We start from the raw sequence: 16621 nt of genomic DNA on the forward strand, positions 1-16621 counted from the left end.
GGTCTCCCGGCGTTCGCCCTGACCCGGCCGCCAGGTGCGGCCCCCCCACCCCACCCCCCCACCCCCCCCCCAACCCCCGCGCGCGGGGCGCTGCAGGGCCGGGGGCCCCGCCCGCGCGCCCCCCCCGCCCCCCCCCCCCACGGCGGGGTCCAGGTGATGCCGTACGATCATCCGGCCGTCCCGGATCTCCACGACCCGCCGGTACAGGCGCAGGCCGAGGTCGCGCGGTGGCAGCAGGCCGGCCAGCCGGTGCGGCGGCCGCAGCAGGGCGATCTGCGGGTTGGCCCGGTACAGATCTCCCCAGAGCGGGCGCAGCACCGTGTAGACGCGGTAGCGATGGAACCACTCCAGCAGGGCAGGCACCCGCAGGAACGCCCCCCACGCCGACATGGTGGCGCCCAGCGGGACGCACACGAACGCGACCAGGGCGAGCACGGCGTCCAGCGCGTGACCGAGCGGCCGGGCGTGGTCGTCCCCGAAGGCGGCCATGGCCGGCAGCAGTGCCTTGTTGACGTGGTACGCCAGGGCCGCGACCAGGCCGGCGACGACCAGCTTCCGCCCGATTCCAGCGGAGACGTCGCCGCTCAGGGGGAACATTCGTCTGGATCGCTGCATGATGAGCGAGGCGAGCAGCTCCGCCTCCTGTTCCTCGACGCCCGAGTAGGAGCCGCGGCTCAGAACCCTGTGCACCATCCCGGAGTCCAGATTGGGCATGAGCAGCCGTACCTGCTCGGCGGCCGACAGGTCAGTCACATCGTGCCCGCACAGCAGATGGCTCAGCTCGTGGAGAATGATGTGTTCCTGGTGCGGTGGCGTGGTCACCTGCTCGTAGAAGATCAGATCGGCGCCGTCGACGGCCACCCACAGCCCCATCACGCCGCGCCGGCTCCTCATGGGCTCCAGCCGGATGGTGCGGCCGCGCCTTCGCGCCACCGTGTCGCACAGCTTCCCGGCGTCGAACGGCATGGGCAGCGGGAGTTCGCTCAGTATCTCGTCACACCTGCGGCGCAGCCGCCTGAAACTCGCCCCTGAACGGGTCATCGTGATTCTCGAAAAAGGACGAGAGTGGACCGGCCACACCACCCGAGGGATGCTTTCCGCCCCCGGATAACCACAGTCAGAATTCCAGAACGGTGACGTCCGCGGACTCTTCGAGCCCGCGGACCAATGTCTTCATCGACTGACCCACCCCCGTGAGTTCTCCATGTCCTATCCCGGCCGAGCCTAGCAGGCCGGAAATTGGGTCGTGGTCTCAGAATGTACCCAGCCAGCGCAGTTCAGGCCATATCCGCGACCACGGTTCACGGGGGTCACGGCACACCAGGATCTCCTTACCCTGCTCGAAATGGGGAAACTCGAAATCGAGCGTGCCACCGAGCTCGCACCGGCCGAACAGCCTGGAGAACGAGGCGCGGTCCACACCGACCGCTATGACAACCGTTTTATCGTCCGCCGGACGACCGAAATCAGCATAGGAATTGTTGCCGCTGTACTCCCGCGGCAGTCCGTGACCGGGTCCGTACAGCGCGACGGCACCCGCCTCGCCGTAGTTGTGGCCGTAGACGACAGCCCGTGCCCGGTCGGCCTCCGGCAGCGACCGGTAGACCGCGGCCACCTGTCCCGCCAGGCCCTGCCAGCCCGTCTGGCCGAACTGCTCCTCGCCCAGCGCCGCCAGCACGGGATCGCGGGCGTACACGGCGGCGGGGAGGACCGGCATCACCATCACCATCGCCAGCAGCGCGTTCCCGGCCACCGCCAGCCCGACCCAGATCCGGCGCGGGATCGTCGCCGCCCAACCGGCGGCGCGGACGCATCCCGCCACCAGCAGCACGGTCAGCAGGCCCTCGGTGTACCGGGGGGCGCCACCGGCCAGGAGCAGGACCACCACCATGACCAGGTAGGCCACGGCGAGCGAGCGGTAGGCGCGCCACTCGGGCCTGCGTAGCAGGGCCAGCAGTCCCACAATCCACACCGGGGTCAGGAACGGGCCGATCATCAGTATCTGTCCCACGAAGAAGTTGATCACGCTTCCGACCCCGAACGGCTCGGACAGGCTCCCGGCCATCGCGAACTGGGGCCAGCCGTTCAGCGCCTGCCAGACCAGGCCGGGCGCGGCGACCAACGCGGCGATCCCGGCGCCGGCCGGCAGATACCCGCTGCGCAACACCCGTCTGGGCCCCGTGACCAGCAGCCCCGCCGCGAGGCAGATCACCAGCAGCACCACGAGGTACTTCGCGAGCAGTCCGACCCCGACCACCGCGCCGGCGACCGGCCAGAGCCGCTCCTCGCCGGTACGGATGACACGGATCACCAGCCAGCACGCGGTCACCCAGACGAGGTGGTCCACGGCGGTGGGGTGGAGCACGTGCCCGGCGGCGAACGACGCCAGCGAGCCGGCCGTCGCGCACGCCGCGAGCAGCTGCGCCCGGCCGCCTCCGCCGAGTTCGCGGGCGATGAGCCCGGCGACCAGCACGGCGACTCCGGCCAGCAGCGCCGGCACGACGCGGATCGCGACCAGGTTGTCGCCGAACAGCGCCATCTGCGCCCGGGCCAGCAGCGGGATCAGGGGCGGCTGGTCCACGTATCCCCAGTCGAGATGCCCCGCGGCCACCCGGAAGTAGAGTTCGTCGACGTAGTACCCCTGCCCTCCGGAAAGCAGCAGGAACACGGCGACCGCTCCGCCGGATACAGCCGCGAGGGGTCCCCGGCGCACCGGCGACATCGCCGCCCCGTTTTTTTCCGCGGATGGTTCCGGAATGGCCGTCACGGTCGACATTTAAGAGCACCTCTCATTCTCGATCCACGGCCCGCCACGACATGCCGGACATTCTCATCCGCAAAATAGGCGTTCCATGTTGAACCATCATGCCGACAGTACAGCCGCTGGTGACAGCATGACGGGGGCGTCGCAGACGGGCAACGACATTGAATCCTCGGGAAAATATGCAGCTCGCGTATTGAGCAACCAGACGCTTGCGAACATTCTTTTCATGCATTATTTTTCCCTCAACACCCCTGTCGTTTCGTGCGATCGATAACCGCATTCCGCGGCGCCGGTCGACCGGCGGTCCACGAACGGTTACCCCCGGATTCGACAGGGATTTTTCGAATGCCGGAAAACAGATGTCCCCGGCTGCCCCACACTCCCGAACCACCCATGCGAGGTGAACGGAATGCAGGAAACCCGAACGGTGCCCGCCAGTTCAGGGCTGGACGTCGGCAATCTCACCCAGTTCGAGTACCTGGCCCTGAACAGCCCGCTGAACATCGCCGACGCGCACGCCCGCCAGGGGCTCACCGCGGGACAGGCCCGGATCATCGACGACCTGCCGAACCTGTTCCTCAAGGCCGCCGAACTCCCGGTCGAGGAGGTGGAGCGGGAAGCCCACCGCGCGTACTTCGGGCTGCTCGGCCAGCACAGCTACCCGGGCGACGACGGCCGGGTGCTGGCCTGCTACTCCTCCTCCGTGGCCATGGAGATCCTCGCCCGCTCCCTGGCCGGCGCGATGAGCTCGGTCGCGCTGATCCACCCCACCTTCGACAACATCCCGGACATCCTCCGCGGTGTCGGGCTGGACCTGGTGCCGGTGGCCGAGGAACGCCTGGGGGAGGACGACCTCGACGACGTCCTGGGCTCGGTGGGCTGCGTCTTCGTCACCACACCGAACAACCCGACCGGCCGGGTGCTGTCCGAGGAGGGCCTGCGCAGGCTCGCCGGGCAGTGCGCGGAGCGCGACCTGGTCCTGGCGCTGGACACCTCGTTCCGCGGGTTCGACCCCGCCGGCCACTACGACCACTACCGGGTGCTGGGGGACAGCGGGTGCCGCTGGGTCGTCATCGAGGACACCGGCAAGCTGTGGCCGACGCTCGACCTCAAGGTCGGCTGGCTGGTGACGGCGGCCAACCTCGGCCTGCCGGTGGCCAAGATCTACTCCGACATCCTGCTGGGCGTGTCCCCGATGGTGCTCGCGCTGGTCCAGCGGTTCTCCGAGGACGCCGCGGACGGCGGCCTCGCCGACCTGCACCGCTTCGTGGCGGAGAACCGCGCCCTGGTGCGGGAAGGGCTGGCCGGGGTGCCGGGGATCCACTTCCCCGACCCGCACAGCAGGGCCAGCGTGGAACGGGTGAACGTCGGCGCGCGGTCGGCCCTGGACGTGTGGTCCAGCCTGCGGGACCACAACGTGTACGTGCTGCCCTGCCAGAAGTTCCACTGGGCGAACCCGCCCGAGGGGAACAGTACCCTCAGGATCGCCCTGGCCAGGTCCGCCGCTCCCCTCAGGGAGGCGACCCGGGCGCTGCGCTCCGTACTGCTCTCACGATGAGAACCGACGCGGGCGAGGCCGCGACGGTTCCGGCGGAGGCCGCGGGACCCCTGTCGCACGCGCGCTCCTGGCGGGCGGGGGTCGTGCAGTCGCTCCCCCCTCCCGGCGTGTTCGACCTGGGGCCGGGCTACCTCGAACCCGGCCTGCTCCCGGTCGACCTGCTGGGAGCCGCCTACGCGCGGGCACTGGAGGAGTACGGCTCGGCCGCGCTCGGCTACGGCGACGACCGGGGCGCGCTCGACCTCCGCGCCGCGCTGGCGGAACGGACCACCCGGGCGGACGGCATCGCCTGCGGGCCCGGAAACGTGCTGGTCACCGCGGGCATCTCGCAGGCTCTTCAGCTGCTCGCCACCACCCTGGCGGATCCGGGGGACGTGGTACTCGTCGAGGAGACCTGCTACGACCTGGGACGCCTGATCCTCACCGACTGCGGGATGCGGCTGCGCGAGGTGCGCTCGGACTCCGGGGGCATGGATCCGGACGCGTTGCGCGAGGCCCTGGCCGAGGAACGGGCCGCGTTCGTCTACCTGAACCCCACCTTCCACAACCCCACCGGCCGGGTCGTCCCCGTCGCACGGCGACGTGAGTTGCTGTCCGTCGCGTCCCGCCACGGGACTCCGGTCGTGGAGGACGACGCCTACGCCGAACTGCATCTCGGCGAGGCCCCCGCTCCCCCCTCCATGGCGGGGCTCGCGAGCTACCACGGGGTGATCCGGCTGCGCACCTTCTCCAAGACGCTCGCCCCCGGGCTGCGCCTGGGCTGGCTGCTCGCCGGGACCGAGACCGTCGACCGGCTCGCCGGTCACGGGCTGTTCCGCAGCGGCGGCTGCCTGAACCACACCGCCGCGCTCGCGGTGGCCGCCCTGGTGCGCGCCGGCGACTACGACCGTCACCTGGACTGGCTGCGAGCCCGGTTGCGGGAGAGGCGTGACACGCTCGTCGACACCCTGCTGGCCGGCCTGGACGACGGTTTCGAGCTCGACCGGCCGGACGGCGGTTTCTTCGTCTGGCTCCGCGCCCGCCACCGGCAGCGCGAGCCCGACCTGCTCGGCGCGGCGAGCGGTGCCGGGGTCGAGGTGGCCGCGGGCTCCCGCTTCGGCGGCACGGCGCGGCCGGCCATCCGGCTGGCCTACAGCTTCAACTCCCCCTCGCGGCTGGCCTTCGCCGCCCGGCGGCTGGCCACGGCCTGGAACGCGTTACCGGCGCACACGGATCGGACCTGACGCATGCGATCGATCGAGACGACCATCCCCTCCACTCCGACGGCGGGCCCGCACGGCTACACCCTGCCGCTCTCCCCCTCCGGGGGCTCGGCGATGGTCACCCCGCCGCCCTGGCACTTCTCCGGCGACGTCATCATGGTCGACTACCGCGTGGACCCGGCCGCGGCCGCGCGGTTCCTGCCACCCGAGCTGGAGCCGGGGCCCGACCCCGGCGAGGCCGCCGCGATCTTCGCCGAGTGGCAGTGGTGCTCGGAGTCCGGGGCCGAACTGGCCGACCCGGCGCGATGCCGGTTCGCCGAGTTCCTGATCCTGATCTCCTGCCGGTACCGGGGGCGGCATCTCGCGCGATGCCCGTACGCCTGGGTGGACAGCCCGGTCCCGCTGATGCGCGGCTGGATCCAGGGCATGCCCAAGCAGTTCGGCACCGTCCACCAGATCCGGCCGGTGACGGTCGGCCGCGCGGGTCCCCAGCTGGCCGGTGGGGGACGGTTCGGCGGGGTCCTGTCCGTGGACGGACGGCGTACCGCCGAGGCGACCGTCACGCTGGACGGCCGGATCGACCGGCCGCCGCTTCTGCACACGCTCCCGCTGGTGCACACCCGGCTGTTCCCCTCCTGGGTGCCGTCGGAGGCGCCGCTGAACCGGCTCGTCGTCTCGGAGGTCACCGACATCGAGTTCTCCGACATCTGGGCGGGATCGGCCGACCTGCGCCTCCTCGACGTGCCGGACGCCGACCTGGCCGGCCTGGCCCCCGTCGAGGTGGGCAGGGGATACGTGTTCTCCTACGCGGAGACGCTGCATCACGGCCGGCCGCTGACGGATGACGACAGGTGACGGCACCCCCGGGAAAACATCAGGATATTTCATCTAATGTTCCGCCCGGCGTACCTCGCAGCGACCGATCCACAGGAACAACAAACTGTCGTTGGTCCATATACACGCTGCCACCCATCCCAGTTGACGCCCTGGTATCCTTCGACCTGCGACCCGGGCCTGCCCAGGCCGGTCCGCGCGGGAAGGACACATGCCAGACACCTCGCCGGCCGGCTCGCCGGACACACGGCGGACCCTCGCGGCGAAGCTGGACCATCTCTTCCACACGGTCCACCCGCGTGACGGCGGCGAGTACAGCTTCGAGGAGGTCGCCGAGGCGCTTCGCACGGCCGGCGGCCCGACCATATCGGCCACCTACATCTGGCAGCTGCGAAAAGGCATCCGCGACAACCCGACCAAACGGCATCTTGAAGCCCTGGCGGGATTCTTCGGTGTCCCTCCGGCCTACTTCTTCGACGAAACGGCAGCCGAGCGGATCGACGCCGAACTCGCGCTGCTGACCGCCATCCGGGACACGCACGTCCGGCAGCTCGCGCTGCGCGCGGCCGGTCTCTCCCCCAAGAGCCTGAACGCCATCACCGAGATGATCGAGCGGGTACGCGAGCTGGAAGGACTGCCCGACACCACGGAGAGGCCGTGAGCACCCGCCGCGGCTCACCGGCCTGACCGATCTGCGGCTCGTCGACTCCCGGACCGTGCTGCTGCGCTACCGGCGCGCCGGGCAGGATCGGTGACGGCTCGGCCGGGACCGTCCCGAAGCCATGGTCTCGGAGCCCTCGCTCTGGAACCGTGGTCTTCCATGGCCCGAACATCTGAGAAATCCCCCGACCCGCACGGCGCCCCCGATCGGCCTGCTACCGGATCCGCTCCCCCCTCGGGCCCGGCCACCTGCCTGCGAGCCGGGCGGCATCGCGGACGAACCCAGCGGTGAAGGGCTCCGGGCCCGGCAGGATGCGTGCCACGTTCACGGGGGCGCGAGCGTGGTTCGGAGCGGCCGGAGGTAGGTGGTCGCCGGCGGACCGCTCGCGCGTCGCCGACGTGCTCATCGCACTGGGTGTCTGGGCGGTGTACGTCGCCCTGGCCATCCTTCAGGGCAGGTTCTCCGCTCAGGGATTCTCGGTCCTGGCGTTCACCTTCTTCACCGTTTCGTCCGCGGCTCTGCTGTGGCGGCGGAGCCGGCCGATCACCGTGGTGGCCGTCACCGTGGCCTGCGACTGCGTGATCGTCGTGTCGACGGGCTGGCAGGGGTACGGCCTGCAGGCGATGCTGGCCCTGTACACGACGGGCAGGCACGGCGAGGCCCGGCGCGCCTGGGCGGCGGCCGTGGCGGTGGGATTGTTCTACCCGGCGGTGGCGACGGCCGTCCAGCTCGCCACCGGAGCCGAACGCCAGGATTCCGGCTCTGTGGGACTGCTCGTCCCGCTGCTGCTCGTCGGGGTGGGCAGGCTGGTGCGGCTGCGCCGGGAGACCGCCCTCAGGAGGCAGACCGAGCTCGCCGAGGAGATCGTGCGGGCGGAGCGCCGTCACATCTCCCGGGAACTGCACGATGTGGTCGCCCACAACATCAGCACGATGCAGGTCCTCGTGGGAGCGGCACGCACGACCATGGCCCGCGATCCCGCCGGGGCCGAGGCCGCCCTGCTCAACGCCGAGCTCGCCGGGCGGGAGGCCATGGCGGAGATGCGGCAGCTGCTGCACGTGCTGCGCGCCGACCGGGTGAACGAGCCGGCCGGCCCGGAGAGCGCCCCCGTGGCGGGCGACTCCCCCACCCGTACCGGGACGGGCTCGCCCGCCCGCGGGGCCGCCGCCCTGCCCGCGCTGGTCGGCCGGGCTCGCGAGGCGGGACAGCCCGCGCTCCTGGAGGTGACCGGTGAGCCCGGCCGGCTGCCCGCCGCGGTCGACCACGCGGTCTACCGGATCGTCCAGGAGTCGTTGACCAACGCGCGCAAGCACGCCGGAAACGCCCCGGTGAGGGTCAGGATCGCTTACGAACCCGCCGCGGTCGAGGTGGAGGTGGTCGACAACGGGCCCGGTGCGCCCTCTGGCGGCCGGAGGCACGAAGGCCACTTCGGGGGCGGTTTCGGGCTGGGCGGAATGGCCGAGCGTGTGGCACTCTGCGGTGGGTGGCTGGAGACGGGGCACCTGCGGGACGGGGGCTTCCGGGTCCATGCCCGGCTGCCCCTCCCGGTTCTGGGAACAAGCTGAGAGCCAACCGGCCGAGCATGGTCCGATCGGGCGGGAGGGGAAGAAATGATCAGGATACTGGTCGTCGACGACCACGCGGTGGTGCGCTTCGGCTTCCGGATGATCCTGAACGCCCAGGACGACCTCTCCGTGGTGGGTGAGGCGGGCGACGGTGACGAGGCGCTCATCCTCGCCCGCGACCTGCTCCCCGACGTGGTGCTGATGGACCTGCACATGCCGGAGGCCGACGGCGTCACCGCCACCGGGCGGATCACCGCCGAGCTGCCCGGCGTGCGCGTGCTCGCGCTGAGCACCTTCGACCTGGACGAGTACGTCATCGAGGCGCTGCGGGCCGGGGCCTCGGGCTTCCTGCCCAAGGACGTCTCGCCCGAGGAGTTACTGGAGGGCGTGCGGGTGGTGCACCGCGGCGACGCGGTCGTCGCGCCGCGGCTGCTGACCCGGCTGATCGGCACGTTCGTCCGGGCCGTACGGCCCCGGCCCGCGACGATGCCGCCGGAGCTTGCCGGGCTGACCGACCGGGAGCGTGAGGTGCTGGTCCTCATCGCACGAGGGCAGTCGAACCTGGAGATCGCCGGGACGCTGGACGTGGCGGTTTCCACCGTGAAGAACCACGTGACCAGCCTGTTCGCCAAACTCGGCGTCCGCGACCGGGCCCAAGCGGTGGTCGTCGCCTACGAGGCGGGTTTCGTCACCCCGGGCACCGCCGGCTGATCTTTCCCCTTCCGGTTCCATGGGACCGTGCTCCCATACGGGGAGGCGGCCGGGGCTCGGCTCCCAGGGGGAAACCGTTCCCGGCTACGAGGAACCGGTCCCGATCGTGGACAAGCCTGGAAGGCATGAACGCAGACCAGCGATCCATCACGCGCCGGGCCACGGCGGCGCTCGTCACGGCGGGCACCTGCGGAACGCTTCTCGCCTCGGTCCTCACCGCCCCGAACGCCACCGCCCGCGACCACGACACGCCCCGCCCGAACGCAGGCGGGTTCCGGCATCCGTGCGCTTCGGCGAAGACCCGCTGCGACGGGGAGATACGGGTGCCGCTCGACTGGAACGACCCCGCTTCGGAGCGGATCACGGTGGCGTTCGCCTGGCTACCCAGGAAGGACGCCTCCCGCCCGGCGGCCGGGACCGTACTGGCCAATCCGGGCGGGCCGTCGCCGGCGCTCCCCGCGGTGCCGTCCCTGACCGAGGCACTGGGACCGGTGCTCGACCGGCACAACCTGCTGGTGGTCGAGCCGCGCGGTCTGGGAAAGTCCAGCCCCGTGCTCTGTCCGGGGCTCGACCTGGAACGCCAGGAGACCGTCACCGCCTGTGCCACCCGGCTGGGTCCTCGCGGCCGGTTCTTCACCGCCGACCAGGCCGTCACCGACATGAACGCCGTACGCGATGCCCTGGGCGTACCGAAAGTGATGTTCTATGGCATCTCGTACGGCACCTTGTTCGCCCAGGCGTACGCCGCCCGCCACCCGGGCAGCGTCTCCGGGGTGCTGCTCGACAGCATTGTGGCCACCGGTCAGGACGGTTACCTGACCGGGCCGATCCGGACCCGCGCCGACCTGCTCGACGTGGCCTGCGCCCCCTCTCGCGCCTGTCGGCGGTTGCCGGGCGATCCCGCCGACGCCCTCGCCAAGCTGGTACGGCACCTGCGCACCCATCCCGATCCGGAACTGCGGCTTTCGTCGCTCGCGCACCTGACGAACAACCTCTATCTGCCGTTGGTCGGCCGCGAGGAGAGCGCGGCCGTCGCCGCCTATCTGGACGGCGATCCGCTCCCGCTGCGCCGGTTGGTGCGAGTGATCGACGCGGCCCCGACCGCGCCGCTGCGCGGGGCGGAACTGGCGGGCCTGCTCTCCTACATGTGTGGTGACGCCGCCTTCCCCTTCGAGCGCGCCGCTCCGGCGGACGAGCGGCGGCGTCAACTGGACCGCTACTACGACGAGAAGCGCCCCTTCAGGCCTTTCACCGTCACGGACCTGGGCGGATCCCTCCCGGGAAGACCGGTCCTCGGCATGCAGGACATCTGCGTCGGCTGGCCGGCTCCTCGCGACAGCCCGCCCGTACCGCCGGGCGCGGAACAGCCCCGGGTGCCGGTCCTGGCCCTGGGCGGGGACTTCGACTCGACCACCCCGGCGGAGGCGGCCGCGGTGACTCGGCGCTTCCCCGGTTCCACCTTTTCCCGGCTTCGCTTCGCCTCCCACAACCTCACCACGGGCCCCCAGGTGAACGGGTGCGTCCGCGATGCGATGCGCGCCTTCCTCACCGACCCGGGCGCCTTCGACGACAAGCCCCGCTGCGACGAGGCGAACTACCGCGCCCTCGGTTCCTTCCCCGGGACCGTGGCGCAGGTGCCTCCGGCACGCGGCACCCGCCTGGCCGCCGCAGAGCGGCAGGTCCTCGCGGCCGCCTTCGCCACCGTCGCCGACGCGACGGCCAGGCGCAACCCCCTCAGGTCCCCGTACTGGCAGTCGGCCACGGAGGCGGGCCTGCGCGGCGGCCTGCTGACGTTCGACGACAAGGCGGCCACCGTCCGGCTGCGAGACGTCCGCTTCGTCGGCGACCTCACGGTGAACGGCGAGATCCGCCTGGGCGATGACGCCACGGCCCGGCTGACCGTCATCGACGGCGACGGCGGGTCCCACCCGGTGAGGCTCTCGTGGAAGGCCTTCCTCCCCAAGGACGACACCACCGTCTCCGGAACCTTCGCGGGGCACGACTTCATCGCGACGATCCCCGCACACTGACGCCCCGAACCCACCGTCTCAGGCGGCGGTCCTGTGCCTGCTCACCCGGCCGGGACCGCCGCCCTCTCGATGACTCAGAGGTCGCCGAGCCCCAGCTCGCGGGCGATCAGCATGCGCTGGACCTCGCTGGTGCCCTCGCCGATCTCCAGGATCTTGGCGTCGCGGTAGAAGCGGCCGACCGGGTACTCGTTCATGAACCCGTAGCCGCCGAAGATCTGGGTGGCGTCGCGGGCGTTGTCCATGGCGGCGTCGCCGGCGACGAGCTTGGCGATGGCCGCCTCCTTCTTGAACGGCTCCCCCGCGAGCATCTTCTCCGCGGCGTGGTAGTAGGCCAGGCGGGCGGTGTGGGTGCGCACCTCCATATCGGCGATCTTGAACTGGATGGCCTGGTAGTGGCCGATGGGGTGGCCGAACGCCCGGCGCTCGCGGACGTAGCGCAGCGACTCGTCCACGCAGCCCTGGGCCAGCCCGGTGGAGAGCGCGGCGATGGCGATGCGGCCCTCGTCGAGGGTCTGCAGGAACTGCGCGTAGCCGCGCCCACGCTCGCCGAGCAGGTTCCGCGCCGGGACCCTGCAGTCGTCGAAGGAGAGCCCGCGGGTGTCGGAGCAGTTCCAGCCCACCTTGGAGTACTTCTTGGCGACGGTGAGGCCCGGGGTGCCCGCCGGCACCAGGATCGTGGAGATCTCCTTCTTGCCGTCGGCCCGCTCGCCGGTGATCGCGGCCACGCCGATGACGCCGGTGATGTCGGTGCCGGAGTTGGTGATGAACGCCTTCGTGCCGTTGATCACCCACTCGTCGCCGTCCAGCACCGCCGTGGTGCGCATGCCGCCCGGCACGTCGGAGCCGCCGCCCGGCTCGGTGAGACCGAAGGCGCCCAGCATCTCGCCCGACGTCAGCCGGGGCAGCCACTCGGCGCGCTGCTCGGCCGTGCCGAACCGGTAGATCGGCATGGCGCCCAGCGACACCGCGGCCTCGACGGTGATCGACACGCTGGAGTCGACCCTGGCCAGTTCCTCCAGGGCCAGGCAGAGCGCGAAGTAGTCGCCGCCCATGCCGCCGTACTCCTCGGAGATCGGCAGCCCGAACAGGCCCATCGCGCCCATCTGCCGCACGATGTCGTAGGGGAACTCCTCGCGCTCGTAGAGGTCGCCGATCACCGGGGCCACCACGTCGCGGGCGAACGCCTCGACGGTCTTGCGTAGCTCCTCGTACTCACCGGTCAGCTTGGGCATGGTCACTCCTTCTCCACGGGGGTGCGGGACGGGCTCCCGGCCAGGGCCTGGACGACCCGCGACGGGCTGGGGCGGCCGAGCCTGCCGGCCAGCCAGGTGCTGGTCTCCACCAGCGACGGAAGATCAAGACCGGTCTCGACGCCGAGACCGTGCAGCATCCAGACCAGGTCCTCGGTGGCGAGGTTGCCGGTGGCGCTCTCGGCGTACGGGCAACCGCCGATGCCTCCGGTGGAGGCGTCGACCACCCTCACGCCCTCCCGCAGCGCGGTGAGCGTGTTGGCCAGGGCCTGGCCGTAGGTGTCGTGGAAGTGGACCGCGAGCCGGGAGGGGTCGCCGAAGGCCTCGATCAGCGCGGCGACGTGGCCGGCGGTGCCGACGCCGATGGTGTCGCCGAGCGACAGCTCGAAGCAGCCCAGGTCGAGCAGCCTGCGCCCGACGGAGACGACCTGGGCGATCGGCGTCGGGCCCTCCCAAGGGTCACCGAAGCACATCGACACGTACGCCCTGACCTTCAGGCCGTGCGCCAGCGCCCGTGCGACCACCGGCTCGAACATGTCGAACTGCGACTCCAGCGTCCGGTTGAGGTTCCGGCCCGCGAACGTCTCGGTGGCGCTCGCGAAGATCGCGATCTCCTGGACGCCGTGTTCGAGCGCGCGGTCCAGGCCGCGCTCATTGGGCACGAGCACCGGGTAGCGCACACCGGGGACCCGCTCCATGACCGCCAGCAACTCCGAGGCGTCGGCGAGCTGGGGCACCCACTTGGGGTGCACGAAGCTGGTGGCCTCGATCACCCGGTGTCCCGCGGCGGCCAGCCGGGCGATGAACTCGGCCTTGACCCGGACGGGGACCACCGCCGCCTCGTTCTGCAGCCCGTCGCGCGGCCCGACCTCGTAGATCGTGACCCGCTCGGGCAGTCCCTCCGCCCCGATCCTCTGCGGCTCGCGCATCATGCCCCCTCGTCTCCCTGACGTTCCGGTACGGCGCGCATCACCGCTCCTGTCCGCCGACCACGGCCAGCACGGCGTCCATGCCGACCGCCTGGCCCGTCCGGACCCGCACCTCGGCGACGACCCCGTCGATCGGCGCGGTCACGGTGTGCTCCATCTTCATCGCCTCCACGATGAGCAGCGGCTGCCCCTCGGTGACCCGGTCACCGACGGCCACCTTCACTACCAGAACGGTGCCCGGCATCGGGCTGCGGACCAGACCGTCCCCCGGACCGCCCGCGCCCGCCCGGTCGCCGGGGTCGCCCAGGTGGCGGTGGGTGAACGCCCAGGCGTCGCCGTCGCGGCCGAGCCACACCGTGTCGCCGTCCCTGGCGACGGCGTAGCGCCTCGCGGTCTCACCGAGGGTGACGAGCAGGTCGTCGCCCTCGTCGGCCAGCAGCGCCCGTACCGTCTCGGCGCCGGCACCCGCGCCGTCGCCGTCGCCGTTGCCGGAGAGCAGGACCTCGGCGCCGGAGGCGGGCAGGCCGCGCACCCTGAGCTCGTGGACCCCGTCGCGGCTCTCCAGCCGGTAGACGGTCCACGCCGCCTCGCCCAGCCGCCAGCCGTCGGGGACGTCCCACGGGTCGGCGTGCCCCGCGGGGACGTGCTCGCGGTGCAGGACCAGGGCCGCGGCGGTCAGCACGTCGTCGGGGACACCCGCACGGGAGACCAGCTCGTCGAGATGGCGCTCGACGAGGCCGGTGTCGAGGTCTCCCGCGACCACCGCGGGATGGCCGATCAGGGCGCGCAGGAAGGAGATGTTGGTGGGCACCCCGAGCACGGCCGTGGCCGCGAGCGCCCCGTCGAGCCGCCGCAGGGCGCTCGCCCGGTCCGGCCCCCAGGCGATGACCTTCGACAGCATCGGGTCGTAGTCGCTGCCGACCACGCCCCCGGCCAGCAGACCGGAGTCGACCCGCACGCCGGGCGGCTCGCGCAGCGCGAGGACCCGGCCCCCGGTCGGCAGGAAGCCCCGGAAGGGATCTTCCGCGTAGACCCGGGCCTCGACGGCGTGACCGTCGAGCCGCACCTGCTCCTGGGTGAGCGGGAGGGGCTCGCCGGCGGCGACCCTGAGCTGGAGCTCGACCAGGTCCAGGCCGGTGACCAGCTCGGTGACGGGGTGCTCGACCTGCAGGCGGGTGTTCATCTCCATGAAGTAGTAGTCGCCGGTGGAGCCCTGGACGATGAACTCCACGGTGCCGGCACCGGTGTAGCCGACGGACCTGGCGGCCTCGACCGCCGCGGCGCCCATCGCGGCCCTGGTCGCGGCGTCGAGAAGCGGGGAGGGCGCCTCCTCGACGATCTTCTGGTGGCGGCGCTGCAGGCTGCACTCGCGCTCGCCCAGGTGGATGACGCCGCCGTGGGCGTCGGCCATCACCTGGATCTCGATGTGCCGGGGGTTCTCCACGAACCGCTCGATCAGCAGGGTCGCGTCACCGAACGCGGCGGCGGCCGTGCGGCGGGCGGACGCCAGCGCCTCCGGCAGCTCCGCCGCGGAGCGCACGAGCACCATGCCCTTGCCCCCGCCGCCCGCCGAGGGCTTGATCAGCGCGGGGAAGCCGATCCGCTCGGCGGCCTCGGCCAGGTCGTCGCCCGGCTCGGCTCCGCCGGGGACGACGGGGACGCCGGCCGCGGAGACGGTGGCCTTGGCGCGGATCTTGTCGCCCATGGCCTCGACGGCCTCCGGCGGCGGGCCGACGAAGACGAGCCCGGCCTCGGCGCAGCGCCGGGCGAAGGCGGCGTTCTCCGCGAGGAAGCCGTAGCCGGGGTGCACGGCCTGGGCTCCGGTCGCCGCCGCGGCGGCGAGGATGCCGTCGACGTCGAGGTAGCCGCCGGCGAGCCGTACCGCGACATCGGCCTCGCGGACGTGCCGCGCCCCGGCGTCGGCGTCGCTGTGCACGGCCACGGAACGGATGCCCAGTCTGCTGAGCGTGCGGGTGATCCGCAGGGCGATCTCGCCGCGGTTGGCGACGAGGACGGTGTCGAACATCCGGCGGGGTGCTGATGGGTGGGTCATGGGTGCGGTCACATCCGGAAGACGCCGTAGCCGACAGGGTCGAGGGGGGCATTGGCCGAGGCTGACAGGGCCAGGCCCAGGACGGTTCGGGTGTCGAGGGGGTCGATGACCCCGTCGTCCCAGAGGCGGGCCGTGGAGTAGTAGGGGTTGCCCTGCTCCTCGTACTGCCCGCGGATGGCGTCGGGGTCGGCGTTGCCGACCGTGGACAGGACGTTGGCGGCCTGCTCGCCGCCCATCACCGAGATCCGGGCTCCGGGCCACATCCACAGGAACCGGGGCGAGTAGGCGCGCCCGGCCATCGCGTAGTTGCCGGCCCCGAACGAGCCGCCGACGACCACGGTGAACTTGGGCACCCGGGCGCAGGCGACGGCGGTGACCATCTTCGCGCCGTGCTTGGCGATCCCGCCCGCCTCGTAGGCCCGGCCGACCATGAACCCGCTGATGTTCTGCAGGAAGACCAGCGGGGTGTTGCGCCGGTCGCACAGTTCGATGAAATGGGCGCCCTTGAGCGCCGACTCGCCGAACAGGATGCCGTTGTTGGCGATGATCCCGACGGGGTGACCGTGGATGCGGGCGAACCCGGTGACGAGCGTGCTGCCGTACTCGGCCTTGAACTCGCCGAACCTGCTGCCGTCGACGACGCGGGCGATGATCTCACGGACGTCGTACGGGGTGCGGGTGTCGGCGGGGACGATGCCGTACAGGTCGCGGGGGTCGCAGACCGGCTCCTCCGATGGCAGGCGCTCCCAGGGGGAGGGCGTGCGCGGCGCGAGGGTGGAGACGATGTCCCGGACGATCCTCAGCGCGTGGCGGTCGTCGTCGGCGAGGTGGTCGGTGACGCCGCTGACCCGGGCGTGCAGGTCGCCGCCGCCCAGGTCCTCGGCGCTGACCTCCTCGCCGGTGGCCGCCTTCACCAGCGGCGGGCCACCGAGGAAGATCGTGCCCTGGTTGCGGACGATCACCGCCTCGTCGCTCATCGCCGGGACGTAGGCGCAGCCCGCCGTGCAGGAGCCGAGGACCGCGGCGATCTGCGGGATGCCGCGCGCCGACATGGTGGCCTGGTT

The 16621-nt window shown here is 71.7% G+C and carries 13 protein-coding genes; 7 read left to right on the top strand and 6 right to left on the bottom strand.

All coding sequences use genetic code 11. From position 1 onward, the window contains the following. Together ABT130_RS43425 and ABT130_RS43430 are read right to left on the bottom strand one after the other, a co-directional pair. Positions 1–1041, bottom strand: a 1041-nt coding sequence (locus tag ABT130_RS43425; protein WP_350965732.1) for a DUF6545 domain-containing protein, incomplete at its 3' end; no start/stop codon positions are given. A 211-nt stretch (positions 1042–1252) separates the two neighbouring features. Further along, positions 1253–2668 (bottom strand): glycosyltransferase family 39 protein, encoded by a 1416-nt coding sequence (locus tag ABT130_RS43430; RefSeq protein WP_350965734.1) that lies wholly within the window; start codon positions 2666–2668, stop codon positions 1253–1255. Between the two features lie 505 nt (positions 2669–3173). Here ABT130_RS43430 and mppP point away from each other — a divergent pair. The 7 genes from mppP to ABT130_RS43465 all read left to right on the top strand — a co-directional run bounded on the left by mppP (position 3174) and on the right by ABT130_RS43465 (position 11325). Beyond that, the gene (gene mppP, locus ABT130_RS43435) at positions 3174–4322 is read left to right on the top strand and encodes an enduracididine biosynthesis enzyme MppP (protein WP_350965736.1); all 1149 of its coding nucleotides are present in this window, start codon (positions 3174–3176) and stop codon (positions 4320–4322) included. Then, complete coding sequence (locus tag ABT130_RS43440) at positions 4319–5545, top strand: aminotransferase class I/II-fold pyridoxal phosphate-dependent enzyme (protein ID WP_350965738.1); 1227 nt, start codon at positions 4319–4321, stop codon at positions 5543–5545. The genes mppP and ABT130_RS43440 overlap by 4 nt, the downstream gene beginning before the upstream one ends. A 3-nt stretch (positions 5546–5548) precedes the next feature. Next, positions 5549–6379, top strand: coding sequence for an enduracididine biosynthesis enzyme MppR (mppR, locus tag ABT130_RS43445; protein ID WP_350965740.1), 831 nt, complete (start codon positions 5549–5551; stop codon positions 6377–6379). A gap of 190 nt (positions 6380–6569) precedes the next feature. Beyond that, entirely contained in the window at positions 6570–7019 is a 450-nt protein-coding gene (locus ABT130_RS43450) for a helix-turn-helix domain-containing protein (RefSeq protein ID WP_350916808.1), read from the top strand. 398 nt (positions 7020–7417) lie between these two features. Further along, positions 7418–8584, top strand: a complete 1167-nt coding sequence (locus ABT130_RS43455) for a sensor histidine kinase (RefSeq protein ID WP_350965742.1) — start codon at positions 7418–7420, stop codon at positions 8582–8584. 45 nt (positions 8585–8629) lie between these two features. Continuing rightward, entirely contained in the window at positions 8630–9295 is a 666-nt protein-coding gene (locus tag ABT130_RS43460) for a response regulator (protein WP_350965744.1), read from the top strand. 125 nt (positions 9296–9420) lie between these two features. After that, positions 9421–11325, top strand: a complete 1905-nt coding sequence (locus ABT130_RS43465) for an alpha/beta fold hydrolase (RefSeq protein WP_350965746.1) — start codon at positions 9421–9423, stop codon at positions 11323–11325. Between the two features lie 74 nt (positions 11326–11399). On the opposite strand, the gene ABT130_RS43470 is transcribed toward ABT130_RS43465, so the two are convergent. The 4 genes from ABT130_RS43470 to ABT130_RS43485 form a co-directional block, all read right to left on the bottom strand. Then, positions 11400–12557, bottom strand: a complete 1158-nt coding sequence (locus ABT130_RS43470; RefSeq protein WP_433361222.1) for an acyl-CoA dehydrogenase family protein — start codon at positions 12555–12557, stop codon at positions 11400–11402. Positions 12558–12559: 2 nt separating this feature from the next. Continuing rightward, entirely contained in the window at positions 12560–13507 is a 948-nt protein-coding gene (locus tag ABT130_RS43475) for a hydroxymethylglutaryl-CoA lyase (protein WP_350965748.1), read from the bottom strand. Positions 13508–13544: 37 nt separating this feature from the next. Continuing rightward, on the bottom strand, positions 13545–15557 hold the full coding sequence (locus ABT130_RS43480; protein WP_350965750.1) for an acetyl/propionyl/methylcrotonyl-CoA carboxylase subunit alpha: 2013 nt from the start codon (positions 15555–15557) through the stop codon (positions 13545–13547). Between the two features lie 8 nt (positions 15558–15565). Next, positions 15566–16621 (bottom strand): carboxyl transferase domain-containing protein (locus ABT130_RS43485; RefSeq protein ID WP_350965752.1); only part of this gene is annotated, 1056 nt, incomplete at its 5' end.

Source organism: Streptosporangium sp. NPDC001681, from assembly GCF_040298085.1.
Taxonomy (GTDB): domain Bacteria; phylum Actinomycetota; class Actinomycetes; order Streptosporangiales; family Streptosporangiaceae; genus Streptosporangium.